The 24,342-nt window shown below is 64.6% G+C and carries 21 protein-coding genes, 1 tRNA gene and 1 pseudogene; 14 read left to right on the top strand and 9 right to left on the bottom strand.

Annotated elements, in window-relative coordinates:
- Window positions 1-13: 13 nt before the first annotated feature.
- Entirely contained in the window at window positions 14-319 is a 306-nt protein-coding gene (locus PHA81_RS06335) for a hypothetical protein (protein WP_005039359.1), read from the bottom strand.
- A 140-nt stretch (window positions 320-459) separates the two neighbouring features.
- Between PHA81_RS06335 and PHA81_RS06330 the strand changes: the two genes are divergently transcribed.
- Entirely contained in the window at window positions 460-1,713 is a 1,254-nt protein-coding gene (locus tag PHA81_RS06330) for an MFS transporter (RefSeq protein ID WP_005039361.1), read from the top strand.
- A gap of 162 nt (window positions 1,714-1,875) precedes the next feature.
- On the opposite strand, the gene PHA81_RS06325 is transcribed toward PHA81_RS06330, so the two are convergent.
- Entirely contained in the window at window positions 1,876-3,702 is a 1,827-nt protein-coding gene (locus PHA81_RS06325) for a hypothetical protein (RefSeq protein WP_005039363.1), read from the bottom strand.
- A 192-nt stretch (window positions 3,703-3,894) separates the two neighbouring features.
- Between PHA81_RS06325 and PHA81_RS06320 the strand changes: the two genes are divergently transcribed.
- A complete protein-coding gene (locus PHA81_RS06320; protein WP_005039365.1) occupies window positions 3,895-5,013 on the top strand; it encodes a hypothetical protein in 1,119 nt (372 codons plus the stop codon).
- A gap of 71 nt (window positions 5,014-5,084) precedes the next feature.
- Complete coding sequence (locus PHA81_RS06315; RefSeq protein ID WP_005039367.1) at window positions 5,085-5,498, top strand: Rieske (2Fe-2S) protein; 414 nt, start codon at window positions 5,085-5,087, stop codon at window positions 5,496-5,498.
- 132 nt (window positions 5,499-5,630) lie between these two features.
- Here PHA81_RS06315 and PHA81_RS06310 read toward each other — a convergent pair.
- The 5 genes and pseudogenes from PHA81_RS06310 to PHA81_RS06290 all read right to left on the bottom strand — a co-directional run.
- Window positions 5,631-7,934: pseudogene (locus PHA81_RS06310) on the bottom strand (cation-translocating P-type ATPase); the annotation flags it as partial.
- Window positions 7,935-8,033: 99 nt separating this feature from the next.
- On the bottom strand, window positions 8,034-8,483 hold the full coding sequence (locus PHA81_RS06305; protein ID WP_049909794.1) for a universal stress protein: 450 nt from the start codon (window positions 8,481-8,483) through the stop codon (window positions 8,034-8,036).
- An 87-nt stretch (window positions 8,484-8,570) separates the two neighbouring features.
- Window positions 8,571-9,830: a putative manganese transporter gene (locus PHA81_RS06300; protein ID WP_005039372.1), complete on the bottom strand. Its 1,260-nt coding sequence runs from the start codon at window positions 9,828-9,830 to the stop codon at window positions 8,571-8,573.
- A 340-nt stretch (window positions 9,831-10,170) separates the two neighbouring features.
- Entirely contained in the window at window positions 10,171-10,866 is a 696-nt protein-coding gene (locus tag PHA81_RS06295) for a metal-dependent transcriptional regulator (RefSeq protein WP_005039374.1), read from the bottom strand.
- Window positions 10,867-11,664: 798 nt separating this feature from the next.
- Window positions 11,665-12,387, bottom strand: a complete 723-nt coding sequence (locus PHA81_RS06290; protein ID WP_005039376.1) for an AIM24 family protein — start codon at window positions 12,385-12,387, stop codon at window positions 11,665-11,667.
- Between the two features lie 220 nt (window positions 12,388-12,607).
- On the opposite strand from PHA81_RS06290, the gene PHA81_RS06285 reads away from it, so the two are divergent.
- The 4 genes from PHA81_RS06285 to PHA81_RS06270 all read left to right on the top strand — a co-directional run bounded on the left by PHA81_RS06285 (window position 12,608) and on the right by PHA81_RS06270 (window position 16,262).
- Window positions 12,608-13,045 carry a DUF4870 domain-containing protein gene (locus PHA81_RS06285; protein WP_005039377.1) on the top strand — a complete coding sequence of 146 codons (438 nt, stop codon included), beginning with the start codon at window positions 12,608-12,610 and terminating at the stop codon, window positions 13,043-13,045.
- Between the two features lie 114 nt (window positions 13,046-13,159).
- Window positions 13,160-14,335, top strand: coding sequence for an NAD-dependent epimerase/dehydratase family protein (locus tag PHA81_RS06280; RefSeq protein WP_005039379.1), 1,176 nt, complete (start codon window positions 13,160-13,162; stop codon window positions 14,333-14,335).
- Window positions 14,335-15,258 carry an NAD(P)-dependent oxidoreductase gene (locus tag PHA81_RS06275; protein ID WP_005039380.1) on the top strand — a complete coding sequence of 308 codons (924 nt, stop codon included), beginning with the start codon at window positions 14,335-14,337 and terminating at the stop codon, window positions 15,256-15,258. Before PHA81_RS06280 ends, PHA81_RS06275 begins: the two co-directional genes overlap by 1 nt.
- A complete protein-coding gene (locus PHA81_RS06270) occupies window positions 15,255-16,262 on the top strand; it encodes an NAD(P)-dependent oxidoreductase (protein ID WP_005039382.1) in 1,008 nt (335 codons plus the stop codon). The genes PHA81_RS06275 and PHA81_RS06270 overlap by 4 nt, the downstream gene beginning before the upstream one ends.
- Window positions 16,263-16,271: 9 nt before the next feature.
- Here PHA81_RS06270 and aglF read toward each other — a convergent pair whose 3' ends face one another.
- Complete coding sequence (gene aglF, locus PHA81_RS06265; protein ID WP_005039384.1) at window positions 16,272-17,078, bottom strand: UTP--glucose-1-phosphate uridylyltransferase AglF; 807 nt, start codon at window positions 17,076-17,078, stop codon at window positions 16,272-16,274.
- Between the two features lie 127 nt (window positions 17,079-17,205).
- Between aglF and aglM the strand changes: the two genes are divergently transcribed.
- From aglM to PHA81_RS06240, 5 genes are all read left to right on the top strand, one after another.
- Window positions 17,206-18,558 (top strand): UDP-glucose 6-dehydrogenase AglM, encoded by a 1,353-nt coding sequence (gene aglM, locus PHA81_RS06260; RefSeq protein ID WP_005039386.1) that lies wholly within the window; start codon window positions 17,206-17,208, stop codon window positions 18,556-18,558.
- 45 nt (window positions 18,559-18,603) lie between these two features.
- Window positions 18,604-19,200: a tRNA (pseudouridine(54)-N(1))-methyltransferase TrmY gene (gene trmY / locus PHA81_RS06255; RefSeq protein ID WP_005039387.1), complete on the top strand. Its 597-nt coding sequence runs from the start codon at window positions 18,604-18,606 to the stop codon at window positions 19,198-19,200.
- Window positions 19,200-19,577 (top strand): CHY zinc finger protein, encoded by a 378-nt coding sequence (locus PHA81_RS06250; RefSeq protein ID WP_005039389.1) that lies wholly within the window; start codon window positions 19,200-19,202, stop codon window positions 19,575-19,577. The genes trmY and PHA81_RS06250 overlap by 1 nt, the downstream gene beginning before the upstream one ends.
- Window positions 19,578-19,643: 66 nt before the next feature.
- A tRNA-Pro gene (locus PHA81_RS06245) sits at window positions 19,644-19,716 on the top strand.
- Between the two features lie 92 nt (window positions 19,717-19,808).
- Window positions 19,809-20,207, top strand: a complete 399-nt coding sequence (locus PHA81_RS06240) for a hypothetical protein (protein WP_005039392.1) — start codon at window positions 19,809-19,811, stop codon at window positions 20,205-20,207.
- Between the two features lies 1 nt (window position 20,208).
- Here PHA81_RS06240 and PHA81_RS06235 read toward each other — a convergent pair whose 3' ends face one another.
- Window positions 20,209-21,045: a nucleoside phosphorylase gene (locus tag PHA81_RS06235; RefSeq protein ID WP_241430237.1), complete on the bottom strand. Its 837-nt coding sequence runs from the start codon at window positions 21,043-21,045 to the stop codon at window positions 20,209-20,211.
- Window positions 21,046-21,181: 136 nt separating this feature from the next.
- Here PHA81_RS06235 and thsB point away from each other — a divergent pair, with 136 nt between their 5' ends.
- Together thsB and PHA81_RS06225 are read left to right on the top strand one after the other, a co-directional pair.
- Window positions 21,182-22,840: a thermosome subunit beta gene (gene thsB, locus PHA81_RS06230; protein WP_005039398.1), complete on the top strand. Its 1,659-nt coding sequence runs from the start codon at window positions 21,182-21,184 to the stop codon at window positions 22,838-22,840.
- 252 nt (window positions 22,841-23,092) lie between these two features.
- Window positions 23,093-24,247, top strand: a complete 1,155-nt coding sequence (locus PHA81_RS06225) for an MFS transporter (RefSeq protein WP_005039400.1) — start codon at window positions 23,093-23,095, stop codon at window positions 24,245-24,247.
- The last annotated feature ends 95 nt before the right edge of the window (window positions 24,248-24,342 follow it).

Raw genomic sequence — 24,342 nt, 5'->3', positions numbered from 1 at the left:
CCCGTTCGAAACGTCAGTTCGGGTGATGAAGGTTCTGCCAGAACAGGTGCCCACCACCGCCTGTCATGATTCCCCCGACGATCAGCGCGAGGAGCATGGCTTCGCGGCTGAGCTGTTGGGTCGTACAGATCGATCCATCGATCCCGGCACCGTGGACGCACAGTTCCAGCGGCACCAGCAGAGCGAACGCAACGATCAGGAGGCCACTACCGACGAGCACGCCGCCAAGCAGGAGGGCATCCGTCCTGGCCCGCCGTGCCGCGATCGCGTCCCAGGCTTCCCGCACCGCCTCCCGTTCGCGCTCCGTTCCCTGCTCCATCGTCTAGCGATACGATTGAGGGGCGTTAACACTATTGGCGCGGGTTGAGGTCTGCGTCCCGGTCACCGCCGTCCGCCGAATCTTCGATCCACCCGCCCCGGAAAGCCAACGCTCATTGGATACGACGGAGGAGCAATCACATGTCGCGGTCGTTCACCTCGCGCCTGGTCTCGGTGTCGAACCCGCGCGAGGTGTGGCTCATTACGGTGGCACACGCCGTCAACGAGTTCTACAGCGTCGCGCTCCCGCCGATCCTGCCGCTGTTGGTGAACGATTTCGCGATCTCCTACGGCGAGGCTGGAGCGTTGCTGACCGTCTTTTTCGCCACGTACTCGATCTTTCAGTTGCCCGCGGGCGTGCTCGCGGACCGGATCGGCCAGCGGTGGCTCCTCGCCGGCGGCATGGTCGTGCTCGCGGCCGGCATCCTCGTCGCAGCGAGCGCACAGGGGTACTGGACCCTCGTCGCTGCCGAAGTGATCGCCGGCATCGGGGGCAGCACCTACCACCCCTCTGGCATGTCGATCATCAGCGATCTCGAAACCGGCGCTACCGAAGGCAAGGCGATGGGAATCCACGGACTCGGCGGGGTCGTGGGTACCGCCCTCGCCCCGGCACTCATCGGGGGCTTGGCAACGCTGTTCGACTGGCGGTTCGCGCTCACGGTCAGCGCGGCAGTCGGTGTCGTCTATGCGATGGTGTTTCTGGCCGTGTTCCGGCCCCGACACCGCTCCGACGACGCAGCCCCGGTCGAACCCGACGGCGGGACCGACGAGAGCCCTGCCTCGCGGACGAGCGAGAACACCGGGGATCGATGGTCCGGTCTCTCCGGGCTGGTTTCGGTGCCGCTCGAACCCTGGGTCGCAGTGTTGTTTCTCGCCAACCTCGCGATCGCCACGGAACTCGGCGCGGTCCGGACGTTCGTCACGTCCTTTCTCGTCGAACACGCCGGCACGACCGCCGGTGTCGCCAACGGGATCTTCTTCGGGATGCTCGTCGGTGCCGGGATCTCCTCGCTCGCCGCGGGTTCCCTCGCCGACAGCATGGATCGGCGAACCCTCGGCTTCGGGGCGCTCGCGACTTCGACGATCGTACTGGGTGCGACCGCGGTCGTGCCGTTGGTGCCGATCGTGCTGTTCGGATGGTTTTTCCTCCTCGGCGTTGCGATGTGGGCTGCCCTGCCCGCGATGAACGCGATCACCTCCCAGTACTCAGAACGCGGGTTCAGCGGGAGTCTGTTCGGGGTGATGTTGACGGCGGGGTCGCTCGGCGGCGCGATCGGGCCCCTGCTGTTCGGCGTCGCCGCCGAACGGTTCGGCCTCGGCGCTGCGTTCCCGCTCGTTGCGGTGGTGAGTGCGGTCGGTGCCGTCGCCTTCCTCGGGATGTACCGGCTCTGATCGTCACGGAACCACGCCCAGTCGAGATCAGTCGTCTGGCCCGACCTGCAGACTCGTGGTGTAGGCTTTCGATTGCGTCCATCAGACACAGCCGATCGTCCTGCGTCAACACTCACGGCACACGGCTGGTGGCTGCGGTCGTCGGTCAATTGTGTCCGTCAGTCAACTGCGTTCGTCATCGGTCACACGCACGACGACGACGTCGTCACGGGCCTGGGTTGCGGACGATAGCTGCGGTGGAACCGACTCGACCGCTCGTGGCCGGACCAGACGGACCTGAGTGGACGGGGATGATCGATCGAGCGAGAGCCAGGCTTCGATCGAGTAAGACAGGAGTGGAGTCACCGAGTGGGCGTTCCGTCCGGACGCGTTTCGGGCGTCGAACTTGTTCGGATAGTCGACGAGGTAGACGACCGTAGCGTTCGGTGTGTCCGCGAGGTCGTCGCTGACCGCGTCGAGCGAGCGCTGGTTGAGCTCGCCCGCAGCTTCCCAGCCGCGGTCTGTGGAGAGTGCCGGAGAGGCGGCACCCATCGATACGAGAACCACCAGTAGCACGGACACGGCTGTGAGGTTCCCCGTACGATCGCCGATCGTGGGCGTGTGTTCGAGATGGGTGTGGAATCGGTTGACACAACCAATCACGAGCAGCGAGAACCCGGCCAACACCGGGACGAGGACGCTGTACGCGTTGCGAATTCCGAACCCGAACGACAGCGGCTGGAGAAGGATCTGCTTGGCGAAAAGCAGACCGGCGAGCGGACCAACGAACCAGCAGCCGAAAAAGAGCAGCTGTCGACGCGTGGCAGCGGTGAGCGGCTCACGGCTCAGCATCGCCGTCAGGATCGCCGCACCACACCCACCAACGAACAGGATCGGGACGACGATCTCGACGAGTGCCGGCGGGTCGAGACGAGTGGGCGTCTCTGCGCCGACCCCCAGGACGTACGGGATCGCCGCCAAGGAGACGAGACAGCCGATCGCCGTGATCGTCCGCCAGACGGTGTGTCGCCCGCGGGTGAACCAGCCGCGTCCGGCAAGCACGACGAAGCCGACGACGCCGAGCGCCACCACGCCGACGAAGACCAGACCGACCGACAGAGTCGTCGCGTCCGTTCCCGCTGCGTTGAACTGAACCGGCAGCACGGTCCAGAGGACGTATTTCCCAGCGGTCAGCAACACGTTTTCGAGCGTGTAGGACGGCAACCCCCCGAACGGCGAGTGGTAGCCACCGAGACCGCCGAGAACCGCCACCCTGACGGCGGCGTAGAGAAGCGTGACCACCGCGAACGATCCCATCGCAGTGAGACCGGCGCGGAGTCGTTGCATGGGCCCCTCGTCCTGCTGGAGAGTAGCCCAGACCAGCAGCAAAGCCGGCACGACGAGTGCGGTTTCCTTCGATCCGAGCGCCAGCGTGTACGCGACGAGTGCGGCGATGAGCGGACGATACGGCCGGAGCGTCCACTCACGGTTCTGGCGTCGGTGTCGCTGCCACCGACGATGCCAGCGCACGAACAGCGAGATCGTTCCCAACACGAAGATCGCCAGGAGGATGTCCTGCCGCCGGGCGATCACGGGCACGACTTCGACGGTCACGGGATGAACGGTGAACAGCAGCCCCGTCAGGTAGCCGACGCGGGGACGGTCGGTTATTTCGGTGATCGTGACCACCACGAGAACGGTCCCAACGGCGTGAAGAACGACGTTCGTGAGGTGATATCCGAAGGGATCGAGCCCCCAGAGCGCGTGATCGATCGCGTACGTCAGGCTGGCTACCGGTCGATAGAACAGCGCCATCGAAGCGAAATCCGAGCCGGCCATGAGCGGCTGCGTGAACAGCGTGCCGATCGCTGCCGGATTCGACACTCGATTCGTCTCGATGAGCGGCAACGTATCGGTAGCCACGAACCACAGGTCGAGAGACTCGGCGTGAACGAGGCACGCAAACAGCGCGATCGGGAGGAGCAATCGGGCGTCGAGTCGCGATCCCATCCGTCTAGATCTTCAGTCGGTGGTTGATAAGCAACGCGAACACCGATCGACACAGAGCTCGGACTCCTACCCGGGGTGTAGTCGCGCTCGACGCCGCAAACGGGCATTTCTGGACCACGTGGATACGCCGACGAGGGGAGCCGCCGGCGATCCGGCCATAATCCTCACGTGACTCCTCGCCGCAGTACCGTCGTGATCGCCACCGCCTATCGGTCGCTCGACCGGTTGTTCCGTCGATGGTTTCTCGCCGCCGACCCGCTCAAACGCGTCTGCGCCTGGCTCGCGGTGGCTGTCTGTATCGTCGCCGTTTTTCTGGGTTCGCCGCCCGCCTACTCGCTCGACTCGCTGTACACCGACCATCTGCATCACGCCTACGCCGCGTGGGCGCTCCTCAACATCGGTCCGGAGGTCTTCACGACACCGATCGGTCAGTGGGAGTTCGGTGCGCTGCGGCCGTTCGTCAACTGGGCTGCCCTCCCGTATCTCTACCCGTTCGGGTCGTTACTGCTGTTCTTACCGTTCGGTGTGGTGAACAATCTCGGGCTACTCCCCGCGTCGGTAGTCAATCTCGCGATGGTGGTGACTTTCGGGCTCGGCGGCGTGGGTGCGACGTGGCTGCTCGCCCGGACGCTGCGTGGGAGCTATCGTCCCGTCCTCGTGGGGAGCGTCCTCCTCGTGGCTGCGCCCCTCTACGTGTTCTGGGGACTGAACGGCTTTTTCGATCCGATCGCTGCCGCAGTAGCGCTGTACGGGATTCTTGCGTACCGACAGGGGCGGGACGGCGTTGCCATGCTGGCGCTCGTCGCCGCACTCTCGTTGCATTACCGGCTCTGGTATCTCGGTCCGCTGGCGGTTGTGGTCACCGTCCGGTACGTGCGGGCGCGAAACTGGACGGTGGACTGGCGATTGGGGCTCGCCGGTGTGCTCGGTGGTGCATCGGTTGCGTCGTTCGTGCTGTCGATTCCCGGGTTCACACACCTGAGCGAAACCCCACAGTTCAACGCGAGCCCGATTGCAGTGACGGCTGGGATCACGCCGCTCGTCGCGGCCACGCTCGTCTGTGGAGCGCTCGTTCTCGTGGTCGTCTATCGATACGAGTCGGATCCGATCGTGCTGGCGACAGTAACACTGGCGATCACGTCGATGGTCGTTCTCACGCAGTGGTCGCCCTGGTATCCGATAGTTCTGACGCCCGTGTTCGGGCTCGTGAACCACCGTCGGAGTCACGTCACGCTGGTGGCAGGGTTCTACGGAGTGACGCTCCTCCTCGGGTTCGTGGCGGCGAATCACTCGCTGCTGCGCTTCCTGTAAACGCTCTCGTCTTCACCGGACGGTCACCGTTGAGCGCCACAACTTTACAGCGAAAGCCCGTCTCTCGGACAATGCCCGACGGAGCACACATCGCCGACGTCGCCGACGTGCCGGACGTCGGTTCCTACCTGTTCACGGCGGCGGATGCGTTCACCAACGAGCAGGAACTCATCCTCGTCCGCTGTGACGACGAGCCGGGTATCCAGGGCTGGGTCAACAACTGCACCCACGAGAACCAGCGCCTCGACCGCGGAACGGGGGCAGCGATGCGCGACGGGACAATCATCTGTCCGAAACACGGCTCGATGTTCGACGCCTGCTCCGGCGAGTGTGACAACGGGGAGGCCGCCGGGACGACGCTCCCGCCGGTCGAGATCACGGTCGCCGACGGGAGCGCGTTCCTGACCGACGGCAACTACACGTATCTGCACGACGGCGGCGTCGGCAACGACGAACCGAGTTCGTCCTCGCATCTCTCGTTCTGATTCCAGAAGAGCGTCGCCGCGGTATCGACACACCCGAAAAGATACTGACTTTTTCGACAACGGTGTGGCCATCTTTCTGCCCAGGGCCACGATCGAGACGAAGCGTCGGTCCGGAAGCGGGTAGTGCCGGCGTCACTCGCTCCGTTCGGCGGTGTCGGTTGCGAGGTCCGGCCGAATCCGTGAGAGCCGCATCGCGTTGCCGGTCACGCCGACGGTCATCCCGGCGTCGCCAGCGAGCACCGCCAACCAGATCGGGACGTAGCCGAACGGGACCGCGACCGCGAGCCCGGCCTTGACGAGGAGGCTCCCGACGATGTTCTGGCGGATGACGCCGTTCGCGTCGTTCGCGAGTTCGTAGAGGTAGGGGAGTTTCGCGAGATCGTCGCCCATCAACGCGATGTCCGCGGTTTCGAGCGCCGTATCGGTTCCGGCGGCTCCCATCGCGATGCCGACCGACGCCGTGGCGAGCGCCGGCGCGTCGTTGATTCCGTCACCGACCATCGCAACCCCATCGTACTCCTCGACCAGTTCCTCGATAGCTTCGACTTTCTCGTCCGGAAGCAGCTCCGCGCGGTGCTCGTCGACACCGACCTGTTCGGCGATCGCGCGCGCGGTGCGGTCGTTGTCGCCCGTGAGCATCATCGTGCGCTCCACGCCGAGATCCTTCAGCCGGGCGATCGTGCGTTTGGCCTCGGGGCGCACCTCGTCCGCCACGGCGACGACGCCCTCGATCTCGTCTTCAGTTCCGACGAGCACGACGGTTTTCCCTTCGGACTGGAGTTCGGGCACCGTCTCCTCCAGCAGATCGAGGCAGTTGTGCCGTTCGCAGAGCTGGCGCGTCGTTTCGGTGACGACTCCGCCATCGGTCGTGGCGTGAACGTGTGAGAGATCGAAACCGAGGTCGTCGAACAAGCCGGGCTTGCCGGCGAAGTGTGGCGTGCCGTCGAGCTCGGCCCGAACGCCCTTGCCCGTGATGGCCTCGAAGTCGTCGATCTCGCGCTCGGCGACGTCCGCGCTCCCGGCCTCGGCGACGATCGCCTCGCCGATCGGGTGCTCGCTTCGGGCTTCGAGTCCCCGTGCACACCGGAGGACGTCATCCTCGGTGTTCCCGTGGAGCGGAACGACGTCGGTCACGGTGAGTTCGCCCTTCGTGAGTGTCCCGGTCTTGTCGAACGTGACGACGTCGACCGCACCCATCGCTTCGAGGTGGTTGCCGCCCTTGATGAGCACGCCGTTGTCGGCCGCGCTCGTGATGCCCGACACGACCGAGACGGGCGTCGAGATCACGAACGCACACGGACACGCAAGGACGAGGAGCGTCAGTCCGTAGACGACGGCGGTCGACCACGCCGTTCCGAGCACGAACGGGCTCCCCAGCGTGACGAGGACGGCGAAGGCGACGACCACGGGCGTGTACCACGCTGAAAATCGCTCGACGAACTGCTCGCGCTCGGTCTTGTTCGACTGGGCGTCCTCGACCATCTCGACGATGCGCGAGAGGGTGTTGTCGGCGGCCGCAGACGTGACCTGGATTTCGAGGTACCCCTCCTCGTTGATCGTGCCGGCGTAGACTTCGTCACCGGTGGTTTTGTCGACCGGGACGCTCTCGCCAGTGATCGGGGCCTGGTTGACCGCGCTATCGCCGTCGACGACGTCGCCGTCCATCGGGATCTTCTCACCCGGTCGCACCACGACGACATCGCCCACCGAGACGTCTTCGACCGGGACCGTCTCCTCGCCGTCGTCTCGCTTGACGGTCGCCTCGTTCGGCGAGAGATCCATGAGCTCCTGGAGCGAGTTGCGGGCCTGGTCCATCGAGGAGCGTTCGAGCAGCTCGGCGACGCTGAACAGGAACGCAAGCGTCGCGGCCTCGAAGTAGAGCGCCTCGCCGAACGCGAGGCTCGCGACCAGCGCCCCGAGGATGGCGACCGACATCAGGAAGTCGATGTCGAGGTTCAGGTTTCGCGCCGAGTAGTAGCCGTTCCGGAGGATTTCCTGGCCCCCGACCGCGACGCCGATCAAGAACAGAATATCGGCAACGAAGAGTTCACTCCCGAGGACCGTTCCAACCGCGGCGTTCTGCGCTGCCAGGACGAACTCGAAGAGGAGGCCGAGCGCGAGAAATCCTCCACTGATCCACGTTTTGAGCGCGCGCGGACTCGTCCAGATGCTGTCGTTCGCGCCGCCGTCGGTCGTTCCTTCGCTCGTGGTGTCGGTGACGTCGTAGCCGGCGCTCTCGATGGCAGTTACGACATCCGTCTTCTCGACGGACGTCGTGTCGTAGGTGATGGCTACCGTGCCAGTTGTCGGCTGAGTTTTGTACGACGAGACGCCGGCGAGTCGATCGAGGGCGTTCTCGACTTTGCCCGCACACGAGGGACAGTCCATCCGCGGAACGGAGAGTTTCGTGGTCGTTTCGCCCGAGTCCATTACCGACGCTACGAACCGCACTTTTATCAAACTAGCTGCCAGAATAGCGGGTTATAATAATAGTTTTTGTTAATAAGCCGACGTTGGGATAGTAACTACGCCGTTTCAGGCGGTGTCTTCGTCGGCGACGCTGACCGCCATGACGGGGACATCGGCTCCTCGAATGACCCGTTCGGTGACGCTCCCGAGGAGACGGCGTTGGAGCCCCGAGTGACCGTGTGTTCCCATCACGATGAGATCGGCGTCGTCGTCGGCGGCACTCGTGAGTATCCGTTCGTCGGGCGTCCCCTCCAGCACCTCCGTGACGAGTTCGGCGCCGGCATCCGCAGCCGCGGCTTCGACCTCGCCGAGGACTTGCTCGCTGGTTTCCTGCCCGATGTCTCTGATCGCGTCGTCGACCTCGGTTCGCGAGACCGTCAGCCAGCTCTTGTCGGTATCGATGACGAACAGGGCGTGGAGGATCGCATCGTTCTGGGTGGCGAGCCCGAGCGCGTGCCCGAGGGCAGCGGCTGCGGGATCGCTTCCGTCCGTCGGAACGAGGATGTGTTCGTACACGTCAGTCACCCCTCACGCATCCCGTTCGCGCCGAGCGTCCCGTTCGTGCTGGTCGTACGTTGCGGGTGCTGTGAATCGGAACGACCGTCATCCGAGTACCCCGAACCCGAACTGGGCGTACGGCCAGAGGTAGTAGACGAGGACCCCGACGATGACGCCCGGGATCGTCGTGTAGATGGTCGCGATGATGGCGGCCTTCATGTCGATCGCCATCAACGGGAACAGCGCGTCGCCGTCCTGACTGATGGCGTTCGCGACGAGCGCCGAGAACGGAATGGCTTCTTCGAGAGCGTACAGCTGTGCGAACACGATGTGGGCCGCACAGCCGGGGATGAGGCCGAGCACCGCGCCCGCGATCGGCGCGAGAATGCCCGCAGCTGCCGCGAGTCCGGCGATATCCAGTCCGGTGAGCAGGAGCCCGTACTCGTAGAGCAGGTAGCCAGCGACGACCCACACGGTCACCATCGCGGTCTCCATCGCGGAGTGCTGGAAGGTCTTGTACAGGCTGTCGAACGAATCCATGATGCGGCCGGTCTCGCCTTCGCCGATGTAGTGTTTGCCGACGAAGTACAGGTAAAACGATAGCGTGGTGCCGAGGAGGCCAGCGATCGTGAACAGGCCGTCGTACGTGGCCGCGAGCTCCCACGCGGGCTCTTGAGCGCCTTTGGCGAGGTACATCACGCCGGCGACCAGTCCGCCCGCGAGGACGATCCACCACAGAACGTGGATCGCGTGACTCGCGCGTTCGAGCAGCCCGGAGTTCGGCAGGTAGCTCGGCATATCGCTGCCGTGATCGTGGTCGTGGTCGTGACCGTCGGGGCCGTCGTAGTCGGCGATGCTCGGGCCACCGTGGGCGACACTCGTCGTCGAAAACCCGCCGTCGGTCATCGGGCGACCGATGCGCTCGACCGCGTTGTCGACGTAGCCGACGCCGAGCCCGAAGATGTCGATGGCGTAGCCGAACAGGACCGCTGCGACGAACGCCATCCCGTAGGCGTACAACGCTGCCTCGGGGGCGAGCGCGAGGATGATGAACGCCGAGTCGCCCGCGGTCGCTGCAAGGGCTGCGACGACAGTGCCGAAGCTAACCGTCCCGCGAATGTACAGCGGCATCGCGATGATGGCACCGCCACAGCCCGGGGTGAGTCCGAGCAACGCGCCGGTGAGGGGTTGGGCGCGTTCGTTCTCTTTGAGCCACTCGGTGAGTTGGCCGTCGAACCGATACTGGACGAGACTGAACAGGAGGATCGTCGCGCCGACGAAGGCCGAGACCTGCACGAAGGCTTCGCGCCAGGAGCCGACGAGGATACCGAGGCCTTCCGGCAGGCCGAGTTGGAGGGCGATCATCGTTCAGACACTCCCTCGCGGCGATTCCAGCCATCGAAGCCGGAATCGAGTCGGGAGTCAACACAAAGTGTGCCGTTCATCTCACACGATTGTGGAAATGCAAAGGGGATAAAGGTTCCGTCCTAACTCCAAGATTAGACTGGGCTAAAAGTCATGGCCGGTCGAACGAAAGCTCCGATGGGCGCTGCCAGTCGTACATCACGATCACTCGTCGGCCGAGAGGGACGGGACGCGGAGCCTGTCCGGAACCGTCTGGACAGCGTTCGTGCTCGGGTTCACTCTCGGGATTCTCTGCTCTCAACCGTCGATACAGCGGTCGGTCGCGGTGAAACAGCGACGATCACCCAGCCAGCGTCATCTCGCTATCAGACGGCTCGGAGTCGGTATCGCGAACGCGGATGGCGGTCGCGATTTCCGTGGGGAGCGAGACGGTGTCGTCGGCGTCGTCGGACGCGACGGTGAGCATCCCGAACGGCGCGATCTCGGTGATTTCGAGACGGGTGCCGGGCGTGATGCCGGCGTCGGCGAGGTAGGCGAGCACCGCCGAATCGCTGTCGGCCACCTGTGTGACGACCACCGTCTCGCCCTCGTCGTACTCCGAGAGCGGATCGTCGTCGGCGTCGGTTGGTTCGAGGTCCTCGGTCGGAATCGGCGCGCCGTGCGGGTCGGCGCTCGGATCTTCGAGGACGGCCGCGAGTTCGGTTTCGAGTCGTTCGCTGATGTGGTGTTCGAGCTGGTCGGCCTCGTCGTGAACTTCGGTCCAGTCGTACCCCAGATGCTCGGTCAGAAACAGTTCGAGCAGTCGGTGATGGCGGATGGTTTCGAGCGCGACGAGCTCACCCTCGGGGGTCAGTCGCACGCCCTTGTACTCCTCGCGCTCGACGAGACCCTGTTCTTGCAACCGCTTCATCGTCGCCGTCACCGTCGGCGCTGTGACGCCAAGCGCATCGGCAACGGCCGACGTGGCAACCGGGTCGTCACCGTCTTGGAGCTGGTACACCGCCTTGATGTAATCCTCCGCCTTCGCGCTCGGCATATCGACTCCTAGTTGTCTGGCTACTAAATCGTTGTTGTAGCGCGTCTAAGTGCGACTCGTCTGTGAAATCGACACGGATCGGGTCGTGGAAAAGGGATGCCAGTATCCCCGGGCCAGGGCGAGTAGTACGAGTCATACACCACTGCCAGCACGTACAGAGCGATGATGACCAACAGTACCGAGAGCATCGTTGCCTGAAACTCCACCGCCGGCGTGGCGAGGATCGATCCCTCTCGAATCACGGATCGAACCGACGTAACGGATCTCATGTCCGACGTTCGTGTATCGTAGCAAACAACATAATATCTGATGCTGAATTTTTTGTTAGCCTCTGCAAATTCTCCGGAGATCGGTGGGTACGACCGCGATGCCGAAGGTGGGCATCACATCCCCGATCACGCATCTCGATCCCTGGAAGATCAGTTCTGGAAGCGGGTCTCGTAAATACAGTACGGGTAAGTGCAGTACGGGTAAGTGCCGTTCAAAGTGGCATGGGTGAGCAACCGATGCCAGTGGCCAAAGTGGACAGGAACTCACCTGGCCTGTGTGCAGCAACGGAACTCGACCGTCGTGTAGATGCATAGAGGATCATTCCAGCGGTATGCATCCATCGTTCCAATCAGCGCGTTTTTGTTTGCTCCCTCCAATCAGGAGTTTAGTAGACACTAACTTATGTCTTTTGGCCTACTGCGACGAGGGTCGAGAACGGCGTCACCGGAGAGAACGCTGTCTTCGCAGCGGCGTCGTCGGAACGGTGAGTGTCCTTGGCCTGGTTTCTCGAAGGATGCTCGCTGTCGATCAGAAGAAGTCGTTGACGCTGATCCCCTGACCGGTGCCGGCGCTCTCTTCGCCACCGCCGCTCTGATCCGGGTTGATCTCCTCGTACGGTTGGAGGATCACGAACCCGTCGTGACCCGCGAACTCGAGCTGGAAGGTCTCGCCCGAAGAGCGTCCGAGGAAGCTCTTGAGGGAGAGATCGTGGTTCGCGCTGGGCGAGACGTTGGCGCTCCATGCCACGGTCGCGTTGGGATCGGTCCGGACCGGCGTCGGCACCACGAGCGGGTTGCCGTGAGTGGTGATCGCGACGTGACCCGGGCCCTTCAGATAGACGTTGAACATTCCGCCCGCGGAGGACCCCGCGATGGAGTTCAGCATCTTGATGTCCCAGGTCACCGACTCCTCGAACGCGAGGACGTCGTTGCCGTTCACGCTGATCTCGTCGGTGGCGTCGAGCTCCAGGAGCTGAACCTCCTTTCCCTGATCGGCGAGATAGAGGTGGCCGGTGCCCGACGCCGCCATCATCACGGCCCCTTCGCCGGTCATCCGCTTTTTGAGCATCCCCTTCAGCCCGCCGCTCGACTGCCGCTCGAAGGAGATGTCGCCGGTGTAGCCGATCATCGATCCCGCTTTCCCCAGTACGCGTCCATCGAGCGAGACGTCGAGCAGTTTCGAGTTCTCGAGTTCGAACGACTCGCCGGACTCGATCGGTCGGTGCGCGTCCACGAATGCATCGAGTTCCATGTGTTGTGTTCCCGAGCCACGGAGGCTCCCCCGGACGGAGGACGCGTACAGGAATGTACGTATCGAGTGAGACGGTCTCACGTGATGAGATCGTCTCATGTCGTGAGACGATCTCGGTCGGTGAGTATAACCCCACGACACGCTTTAACATACCCGTTGGCGGCGATCCCGCCGGCGTTGGTACGGGCGGACGAACACCCATCACACAGCGGAGCAACCAATGGCAAGCAGCACACAAGACATCGACGTAGAGAACGAGCCCACAGCGGCCGTGGAGAACGACACGGGACTCGACAGCAACACCGCAGGCGCGCTGTCGTACCTGTTCGGAATGGTCTCGGGACTGATCTTCTATCTGATCGAAAGAGAGGACCCGTTCGTGCGGTGGCACGCCGCCCAGAGCATCGCGTTCACCGGCGTTCTTCTCGTGGCGTACACCGCGCTGACGTTCCTCGGGACGGTGGTGTCGGTGGCGACGTTCAGCGGGTCCACTGGCGGGTTCCTCGTCGGGAGCCTGTTCTCGTTGGTCCTCGGTCTGGTCTGGCTCGTGGCCGCGGTCGGGGGGTTCGTCGCGTGGGCGTACCTCATGGTCAAAGCCTACCAGGGCGAATCCCCCCGGCTGCCCATCGCTGCGGGGATCGCCGATCGGCTGGCGTGAACCACGATCGAACCCACGATCTACTTTTCGACCAGGCTGTTCGTGTGAACATCACCCAAATCCGAGGGGAAAGCGTTTTGTCGGCGGAGTAGTTACTCAGAAATTGAGTAACCAATGTCGATCATCGTCACCGGAGCGGACGGCTACGTTGGCTGGCCAACGGCCCTCAGGATCGCGAAGCGGACCGGCGAGCGCGTACTCGGCGTGGACAACGGTGCGCGCCGCGAGTGGGTCGCGTCAGTTGGCGCGAAAAGCGCCACGCCGGTCACCTCGATCGAGGAGCGTGTCGCGGCCGCCGAGGAGCAGGGTCTCACGAACCTCTCGTTCGTCGAGGGCGATCTCACGGATCGAGCGTTCGTCGACCAGTTGCTCGCGGTCCACGAGCCCGACGCGGTGATCCACACCGCGGCCCAGCCCTCCGCGCCGTACTCACAGATCAACGGCGAGCACGCGAACGAGACCCAGCACAACAACATGCAGGCCACCCGGAACCTCGTGTGGGGGCTCCACGAAGCGGGGCTCGACGACACCCACTTCGTCGAGACCACCACCACGGGGGTGTACGGTGCGCCCGAGTTCCCGATCCCGGAAGGCGGGGCGACGATGGAGAACGACGGCGACCGCGACGAGGTTCCGTTCCCCGCGATGGCGGGTTCGTGGTACCACCTCACCAAGAGCCACGACGCGGCGAACCTCCGGCTCGCCCACTCTCAGTTCGACATTCCTGTGAGCGACGTCCGGACCGCGATCGTCTACGGCTCCGGCACCGACGAGACCCGCGCGGACGACCGGCTCGCCACCCGCCTCGACTTCGATTACTACTTCGGGGTGGTCGCCCACCGCTTCGTGGCTCAGGCGGTCGCGGGCTACCCACTGACGGTCTATGGGAAAGGCGAGCAGCGAAAGCCGTTCGTGAGCCTGGAGGACACGGTGGAGGGTCTCGCGCGGCTGGCGCTGTGTGATCCCGACGACCGGCCCGAGGACCACACGGTCTACAACCAGACGACGCGCGCGATCAGTATCGTCGAGATCGCCGAAACCATCGCCGACGTCGGCGCGGAGTACGATCTCGACGTCACAGTCGAGCACGTCGAGAACCCGCGCGAGGAGGACGAGACCCACGAGATGGAGATCCAGCGGGAGAAGTACGACGAACTGATCGACGGCCAGTCGGTGGACTTCGAGACCGGAATGGACGAGGTTCTCGGGGCGATGACCGAGCAGGCGGAGGTCATCACGTCCCACGAGGATCGGTTCCTACCGGACGTGCTCGAAGACCGGGAGGACTGATGGATCTCCTCGTCACCGGCGGGTGCGGATACATCGGGAGCGCGCTCGTCCCGCTGCTGTGCGAGGACGACCGGATCGATCGGGTCGTCGTGCTCGACGATCTCTCGGCGGGCTCGCCACGCAACCTGATGGGCTGTGTCGAGGCTGTCGACTTCCGACAGGGCGATGTCCGTGAGTACGGCGACGTCGAGAGCGCAGTCAGAAACGTCGACGGGATCGTCCATCTCGCGGCGATCACCGGCGCAGACAGCACCCACGACCGCCGCGAGGAGACCTACGCGACCAACCTCGAAGGCACGCGAAACGTACTCACCGCGGCCGGGAAGATCGGCGTCGACCGGGTCGTCGTGGCCTCCTCGTGTAACATCTACGGCCGGGCGACGAGCACCGACATCGACGAGACGGTCGACCCCGATCCGATCAACCCCTACGCCGAGACCAAGTACGAGTCCGAGAAGCTCCTCGCCGAGTACACGGCCGAGTACGACATGGACGGGACGGCGATCCGGCTGAGTACGGTGTACGGCGACGCGCCGGGCATCCGGTTCAACCTCGTGGTGAACCACTTCGTCTTCCGCGCGCTCACCGGCCGGCCTCTCACCGTGTACGGCGACGGCTCGAACTGGCGGCCGTTCATCCACGTCGACGACGCCGCACGGGCCTACCGCGATGCCGTACTCCGCCCGGACGCGTGGTCGAAACCCGTCTACAACGTAGGGAAGAACGACGAGAACTACAGAGTGGAAGACGTCGCTACACTCATTAGCGAGGAAATCGATACGGTGGACGTGACGTACCTCGAAGACGAACATCCCGGCCCCTCCTATCACGTGAACTTCGATCGGCTCGACGAGACCGGGTTCGCCCCCGAGCACACGCTCCGCGAGGGTGTTCGCGATCTCGCCGAGAGGTTCGCAGGATGAGCGAGAGTCGCGACGCCGAAGCCGGCAGCGAGAGCGAGGACGGAACCACGACCGTCGCCGTCACCGGCGCTGCGGGGTACATCGGAAGCTGTGTCGTCAAGCAGCTTCAGGCCGCACACTCGGAGTGGGAGATCACGGCGTTCGACAACTTCTATCTCGGCGACGTTCGCCAGGTCGGCGACGTCGCGGTCGAACACCTCGACGTCCGCGACCGCGACCGGCTCGAAGACGCACTCGCCGGTGCGGACATCGTGATGCATCTCGCCGCACTCAGCGGCGTCGACGACTGTGCGGACCATCCGGATCTCGCCTACGAGGTCAACGTGCAGGGGACCGAGAACGTGGCGTGGTTCTGCCGAAAACACGAGACGGGACTGATCTTCCCGTTCAGCATGGGCGTCATCGGCGATCCCCAGAAGTTCCCGATCACGGTCGACCATCCCCGGGACCCGCTCAACTGGTACGGCCGCACCAAGCTCCTGAACGAGCGCGCGATCGAGACCTTTTCGGAGGGAGCGTTCCCGGCCCACCAGTTCATGATCGCCAACCTCTACGGCGATCACACGATCGACGGCGAGCGGGTCTCGAAGGGCACGGTGACGAACTTCTTCCTCGATCGCGCGCTCGCGGGCGAGACGCTCACCGTGTACGAGCCGGGCACCCAATCGCGCAACTACGTCCACGTCGAGGACGTCGCGCGGGCCTACGTCGACAGCGCCGAGAAAATGATCGGCCAGCTCGACCGCGGCGACACCGGCGTCGAGAAGTACGAACTCGCGAGCGACGAGGACCCCAGCGTCGAGGAGCTCGCCGAGCTAGTCGCCGACGTTGCGGCCGACGAGCGCGACATCGACGCCGATGTCGAAATTATTCCGAATCCGCGGTCGGGCGAGACACTCGTGGACTCGTTCCCGGTCGACACGTCACGCACGGAAGCGGCTCTGGGATGGTCGGCCGAACACACCGTCGAAGAAACGATCCGCGACCGGCTCCGCACCGCGTAGTTCGATTCGTTACTCGTTTCCGGTCGCGTCCGCCGTCTCGGTTTCCGAACCGGAATCAGCGTCCGCATCCGCATTCGCGTCCGTCTCAGTACCGGCCTCGCCACGTTTTTTCTGAAGGCGTCGTTCGGCTTCGTCCCTGTCTTCGGGATAGCCCACATCGATCCGCCAGCCGTCCATCCGGACCGCGTCGATGGTCCGTCCGGAGCGGAGCAGGAGGTCGACCGCCTCGGAGATCTCGTACTCGCCGCGCGCGGAGGGCTGGACGAGATGGCAGGCGTGGAAGATCGCTGGCGTGAACGTATAAAAGCCGGTGAGAACGAGGTTCGTCGGCGGGTTCTCGGGCTTTTCGACGACGTCGGTGACTTCGCCGTAGTCGTTGGTGTCACAGACGCCATATCTGTCTGCCTCCTCCATCGGGACCTCCTCGACGAGGAAGGCCGCGTCGGCGCGGTCCTCGCGCTGGCGGTCCACGACGTCCGTGAGGTTCGCGTCGAAGATGTTGTCGCCGAGGATGAGCATGAAGTCGTCGTCGATATGCTCCTCGACGGTGAGGAGGGCGTGGGCGAGCCCCGCCTGCTCGCGCTGGTGGGCGTACGTGATCGGAACGCCCTCGAACTCGTCGCCGTAGTGGCTGATGATGACCTCTTTTTGGTAGCCAACCACCACGAGGAGCTCGCTCGCGCCCAGCTCGACGAGCTGTTCGAAACAGTGCGTGAGGATGGGTTGCCCATCGATTTCGACCATCCCCTTCGGCTTGTCCTCGGTGAGCGGCCGGAGACGGGTGCCCTCGCCGGCAGCCAGTACGACAGCTTTCATGTCCTCCCGTCCAGCGCCGGGTCGCAAAAATCTGTCCATCGGTTCGGTCGCGGCTCTGGAACGGGTTGTACTGGCTGGATCGGCATCCATCCGAACGCTCAAGGCGAGAGGTGGTGAACGAGCCGGCATGAACATCAGCGTCGTCGGTAGCGGCTACGTCGGCACGAGCGTCGCAGCCTGTCTCGCCGATCTCGGCCACAGCGTGGTTGCAATCGACATCGACGAAGGCATCGTCGATGCCCTGAACGCCGGCGAAACCCCGATCCACGAGCCGGGCCTCGACGAGCGCGTCGCGACTCACTCGGGTGACCGGCTCCACGCGACCACGGATCACGCCGCTCTCCGCGAGACCGACGTCACGTTCGTCGCGCTCCAGACACCCACCCGCGAGGACGGTAGCATCGATCTCTCGGTGGTCGAGGCCGGCATGCGCGACATCGGCGAGGAACTCGCCGCGACCGAGGGCTACCATCTCGTCGTGGTCAAGAGCACCGTGATCCCCGGGATGGTCGAGGAGCGTCTCGTCCCGATCCTCGAAGAGACCTCGGGCAAGCGTGCGGGCGAGGAGTTCGGCGTCGCGGTCAATCCGGAGTTTCAGAGCCAGGGGTCGGCGGTCACGGACTTCCTCGAACCCGACAAGCTCGTGTTCGGCACTGAGGACGGGGACCGCGCGGAGCAACGCTCCGCGAATGGATCGAGCGGGCGAAGCCCGCGAGATCGCGCACTCGAACGACTTCACGGGGTGTACGAGCCGCTGGTCGCCGCAAACGATGATGACGTGCCGATCGTCGAGACCGGGCGGCGCGAGGCCGCGATGGTGAAGTACGCGAACAACGTGTTCCTCGCGGGGAAGATCAGCCTCATCAACGAGCTCGGCAACGTCTGCAAGGAGTTCGGTGTCGACTCGTACGAGGTCGCCGACGCGATCGGGCTCGACGACCGGATCGGCGAACGGTTCCTCCGCTCGGGTGTGGGCTGGGGCGGGTCGTGCTTCCCGAAGGACACCGACGCGCTCCGGGCCGCCGCGCGCTCGGTGGGATACGAGCCGACGCTGCTCGACGCGATCGTCGACGTCAACGACCGCCAGCCCGAGCGGATGCTCGAACTGCTCGAACGCCACGTCGCACCTGAAGGACAGCGGATCGCGGTGCTCGGATTGGCGTTCAAGCCAGGCACCGACGACATCCGCGGGTCGCGCGCGACGCCGATCATCGCGGGGCTGCTCGAACGCGGCGCGGACGTGGCGGCCTACGATCCGGTCGCTGCCGACGCGATGGCCGAAAAGTTCCCCGAGGTCGAGTACGCCGACTCGGCGGCCGACGCGCTCCGGAACGCTGCGGGCGCGCTCGTGGTCACCGACTGGGACGAGTTCGCAGCGCTCGACGGCGCGTTCGACGAGATGAGTAGTCAAGTAGTGGTCGACGGCCGGCGGATCGTCGAGCCGCGCGAGGGACTCACCTACGAGGGGCTGACCTGGTGAGTCGGTGATCGACGGCGCTATTCGTTTCCGGTCGCCAGGCAGACTATGCGCCAGTTCGTCGTACTGGGTCACGACGCCCCCACGACCGCCGACTTCTCGCTCGACGATCTCGCGGGCGGCGCGGGGCGGCTCGACGTGCTCTGTCGGTGTGTGAACTCGGCGTTTTTCCTCTCGCACGATCTCCGCGAGAACGTTCGAGTGTGGCTCGTGCTCGGCGACGAGTTCGCGGTGCGCTTCGAGGGTAGCGAACTCCGCCGGCTGAACCCCGACGAACGCTCGACCGCCGCGCTGGTCCGCAACGCGCTCGATGCGCGTGAGGAGGCCATCGGCCACATGGAGACCGAGAGTTCGCCGGGCGTCCATCTCTCTCGGCGCGGGTTCGAGCCGATCCTGGAGACGATCGCCGAGGGGAGCACCGTCGTCACGCTTCACGAGGACGGCGATCCCGTCGGCGAGATCGAGCCGCCCGACGATCCGGCGTTCGTGCTGTCGGATCACCGGGATTTCGCCGATGGCGAGACCGAGCTGCTGGCGGGGATCGCGAACGCGCGGGTGCGCCTCGGCCCCGAGCGACTCCACGCCGACCACGCCATCACGGTCGCGCACAACTGGCTCGACACCGCGGGGTACACGCAGTACTGATGACCGACCAGTCCGATGGGGACGGGCGTGGCGACACGACCGACGATCACGCACTCGACGTCCCGCTCCGCGGGGTCGAAGTCGACCCCGAAACGCGCTGTCGGCACTACCGGACCGACCGCGACGTGGTCGCCATCGCGCTCCCGTGCTGTGAGACGTTCTACCCCTGCATCGAGTGTCACGAGGTGCTCGCCGACCACGAGACGAGCCGGTGGCCGCAGGCACGCTTCGACGAACGGGCCGTGCTCTGTGGACGCTGTGGCGCGCGGCTCTCGATCACGGCGTACCTCGACTGCGATCATCGCTGTCCGGAGTGTGACGGCGCGTTCAATCCCGGCTGTCAGCATCATTGGGATCGGTACTTCGCCGTCGAGTAGTCGATTCGGGGCGGGACCACGCTGAGACGGAAGGGTTAACACGCTCCTGCTCGTGGTTTCGGCCGCGGGCCGGTGGGGTAGCTTGGTATCCTTCGGCCTTCGGGTGGCCGTAACCGCGATTCGAATTCGCGCCGGCCCATGCTACCATCTTTTGCTGTCGTCCGAAAAATCAGAGATTTTCGAGGAGGCGAGACGGCGGACTTACCACCTCAACGGACGAGCGCCAACACAATGGATCAGCCCACCCGTGCGAACTACGCACTCCTCACCGTCCAGGAACACCTCGGCGACAGCGCCGACGGACTCGACGTGTCGTGGGCGGAGTTCGTCGGCAACCACCGCTCCTCGGAGTTCGAGTTCACCGTCCCCACGGAGCCGGTCGTCGACCCGTACCTCGAACTCCAGGTCTTCGACGTCTCGGCGTACGACCACGAAATCCTCGTCAATGGCGACGCGCTCACGGGCTTTGACATCCCGCCAGGCGCGGGCTGGCAGTACTGGATGGACCCGATCACCGGCGCGGATCTCGTCGAGGGCACCAACACGCTCCGGTTCGTCCGCGACGCCAGCACGGGCGACGACTTCGTGATCGGGACGGTGACTGTCCACTGGAAAGAACCCATCGAGTAATTCAGTCGGAGAGCGCCGCGACGGCCCGCGCGAACGCGCGTTCGAGGTGCTCGCCCGTCTCGGCGAACCGTGGCTCCCAGCCCGACGGGTCGAGGTGGTCGCTGATAGTAAAGAGTGCGCCCGCATCGACGCCACGATGCTCCGCGACCACGAACACCGCCGCGGCCTCCATGTCCACAGTCATGATGCCGTCCTCGCGGTAGCGCTCGATCTCGGGGATCGTCTCCCGGTAGACCGCGTCCGTGGTCCACGTCGGGCCGGTATGGTAGGTTTCGTCTGCTGCATCGAGTGCGGCTTCGAGTCGGTCGCACAGCGCGGGCGTCGCGTCGACGTACGCTCCGGCATCGAGGTAGTGATGTGAGGTTCCCTCGTCGCGCAGCGCGCGGTCGACGACGACCAGATCGCCGAGCGCGACGTCCGGCTGGAGGCTGCCGACGTGCCCGAGCGCGAGGAATCGCTCGGCCCCGCGGGCGATCAGCTCCTCCATCAGGAGGGCGGTCACCGGCGCGCCAACGCCAGGCACGCGAACGATCCCGACCTCACCATCAGTTGTACCGAGCGCGTACCCCGTATCCCACGTTTCGAACCCGGTGACGGCGTAGCTCTCGGCGACGTGATCGAGAAGCCCGTCGTGAAAACACAGGACGAGCGACTTCGGTACCGGATCCGGCTCGTCGTGGAAATAATCGAGGCTCGCCCGTGGCGTGATCAGCGCCTCCCAGTCGTGTTTTTCCGGACTGTTCGGGTACGGCATTCGTCCGAGGAAGGCCGTCGATGTATATAAATTCCTGTCGCCGCTGCCGTAGCTCGCATCACAGCCATCGATAACACCCCGCATGATTTGTCGTTCGTGAGTACACCGTCGGGCGGTTTGCGTCCAGTTCGTTCGTGAGCGCCCTCGGCCTCACTTCGCCACCAATAGTTAGCTTTTTATAGAAGCACATTCAATCGGTCGGTGAATCATGAGTCAGCGAATGCAGGGCCAGCCGATGATCATCATGGGCGACGACTCCCAGCGCGTCCAGGACGAGGACGCTCAGTCCCACAACATCAACGCAGCACGCGCAGTATCGGATTCGGTTCGATCGACACTCGGACCGAAAGGGATGGACAAGATGCTCGTCTCCTCGATGGGCGACGTCACCGTCACGAACGACGGCGTCACCATCCTGACCGAGATGGACATCAACAACCCCACGGCCGAGATGATCGTCGAGGTCGCCGAAACCCAGGAGGACGAGGCAGGCGACGGCACGACGACGGCGGTCGCGGTCGCGGGCGAACTCCTCAAGAACGCCGAGGGGCTCCTCGAACAGGACATCCACCCGACGGCGATCATCAAGGGTCTCCAGATGGCGAGCGAGCAGGCTCGCGCGGAGATCGGCGAGCTCGCCGAGGAGATCGACGCCGACGACACCGACCGCATCCGCAAGGTCGCCGAGACCTCGATGACCGGCAAGGGAGCCGAGTCCAACAAGGAACAGCTCGCCAACCTCATCGTCGACGCGGTCCAGAACGTCACCGTTGAAACCCAGACCGGCGAGAACGTCGTCGACCTCGAGTACGTCAACATCGAGACTCAGACCGGCCAGTCGGCGGGCGACTCCACGCTCCTCGACGGCGCAGTCATCAGCAAGGACCCGGTCCACGACAACATGCCGACCGAGGCCGAGGACGCCTCCGTGCTCCTGCTGAGCGAGGCCGTCGAGGTCGAGGAGGCGAACGTCGACTCCCAGGTCAGCCTCTCCGATCCCGACCAGCTCCAGCAGTTCCTCGATCAGGAGGACGAGCAGCTCAAGGCCAAAGTCGAGCAGATCAAGGAAACCGGCGCTGACGTCGTGTTCTGCCAGAAGGGCATCGACGACCTCGCCCAGCACTACCTCGCGAAAGAGGGGATTCTGGCCGTGCGCCGCGCGAAGAAGTCCGACATCGAGTTCCTGAAGGAAGTTCTCGGCGCGAACATCGTCTCCGACCTCGACAGCGCGCGTGCCGCCGACCTCGGTACCGGCTCGGTCACCCGAGACGAGGACGACGGGCTGTTCTACGTCGAGGGTGGAGACTCCCACGGCGTCACGATCCTCCTCCGCGGCTCGACCGACCACGTGGTCGACGAGCTCGAACGCGGCATCACCGACGCGCTCGAAGTCGTCGCCCAGACGGTTTCGGACGGGCGCGTGCTCGCCGGCGGCGGTGCGATCGAAGTCGAACTCGCCTCCCGGCTCCGCGAGTACGCCGACTCCGTGAGCGGGCGCGAGCAGCTCGCGGTCGAGGCGTTCGCCGACTCGCTCGAACTCGTTCCCCGGGTGCTCTCGGAGAACGCAGGTCTCGATCCGATCGACACCCTCGTCGACCTCCGTTCGGCCCACGAGTCCGGCGACGAGCACGCGGGCCTGAACGTCTACGACGGCGAGGTCGAGGACACCTACGAAGCGGGCGTCGTCGAGCCGGCCCACGCCAAGGAGCAGGCCCTGTCGAGCGCGACCGAGGCCGCGAACCTCGTGCTCAAGATCGACGACATCATCTCCGCCGGTGACCTCACCACCGAGGGCGGCGAGGAGGCGGGCGGCCCCGGTGGCGCACCCGGCGGCATGGGTGGTATGGGCGGTATGGGTGGCATGGGCGGCATGATGTAAGCTCGGCTCGACCACCACACTCCACCAGACAGATATCGAACGCGTCCGGCGGCTCGAAGACCGCCGAGAGGAATCCGAAGACGTTTCGAGACAAGCGATCCGGCGTCAGTCTTCGTTTTCGAGCGGAACCGACTCGCCCCGAGAGAGCGGGCACCACTCTGGTAACTACTCCAAGATGTTCTGTGGCGAGTCAGTACGTTTTACCAGATCAGAGGGATACCACGAGTGGTGAAGCGAGTATGGGACTATCGGGTGACGCTCGTCGTACTCTGTACGCTCGCGTTTTTCGCGACGATGGTTGCTCGGTTGGTCATCAGTCCAGTCGTGCCGGAGATCGTCGATACGTTCGGTTCGTCGACGGGCGTTCTCGGACTCGCGCTGACCGGCCTCTGGATGGCGTACGCGTTCGCACAGTTCCCAAGCGGCATCCTGGCCGATCGGTACGGCGAGCGGCGCGTCATCCTCGCGGCAGTTGGACTGACGACGGTCGCCAGCGCGCTGCTCGCGCTCTCGCCATCGATGCCGGTCTTCCTCGTTCTCACGCTGGTGTTGGGTGGCGTTGCAGGGCTACATTACAGCGTTGCGACGACGCTGCTGAGCCGGGAGCTGGACAACATCGGCACCGCGATCGGTCTCCACAACTCCGGGGCACCGTTGGCGGGACTGATAGCCCCGATCGCGGCGGCCGCCGTCAGTCAGTGGTTCGGCTGGCGGGCGGCGATCGCGCTCGGAGCCGTCGCTGCGCTACCGGTGTTCGTCCTCTTCCGCTGGAAGGTCCGCCCGACGGAGCCTGCACGGCCCGAACAGTCGATGGCGGATCGCATCGCACTCGAACCGGTTCTCGAACTCCTCTCCCGACGAAAGATCGCCTTCACTGCCGTGCTCGCGTTTCTGTTCGAGTTTATCTGGCAGGCGACGGCGTCGTTCCTGCCGACGTTTCTGATCGCGTATCACGGCTACTCGGTGACGTTCGCCAGTACACTGTTCTCGGCGTATTTCGTCATTCAGGGACTCACACAGCCCGGTATCGGGTCGCTCTCGGACCGGTTCGGTCGCGAAGAGACGGCCGGTCTCTGTGCGGTCTTCGGGATAGCTGGCTATACGTTGCTTCTCGTCGGCTCGCGGTTGAGTGTCCTCCTCGTCGGCATCTTCTGTGTCGGCATCGCGATGGGCTGGGGCGCGGCGCTCTTGCCCCGCTTCGTCGATAATCTCTCGGCCGCCGAACGCGGTGCGGGGTTCGGTCTCGTGCGGACGACGTACATGATGTTGAGCGCGACAGGAAGCGTCGTTGTGGGAACGGTTGCGGACGCTGCGGGCTGGGGGATCGCGTTCGGGATCTTCGTCGTGTTTCTCGCCGTGATCTGTGTGTCACTCGTCGGGAATCGGGTGCTCAACCTCGGTTTCTGAGGTAAAGGCGACACACAGCACGTTCGACACGCTGGGATCGGTCACGACACGATATTCGACAGTTCGAGGAGGCGTCTGGCCTGGCTTACGATGGT

The sequence above is a fragment of the Halococcus sp. PRR34 genome (assembly GCF_028617175.1).
Taxonomy (GTDB): domain Archaea; phylum Halobacteriota; class Halobacteria; order Halobacteriales; family Halococcaceae; genus Halococcus; species Halococcus salifodinae.
The sequence above is the reverse complement of the archived record's forward strand: the minus strand, read 5'-3'. Positions and strand labels throughout refer to the sequence as shown.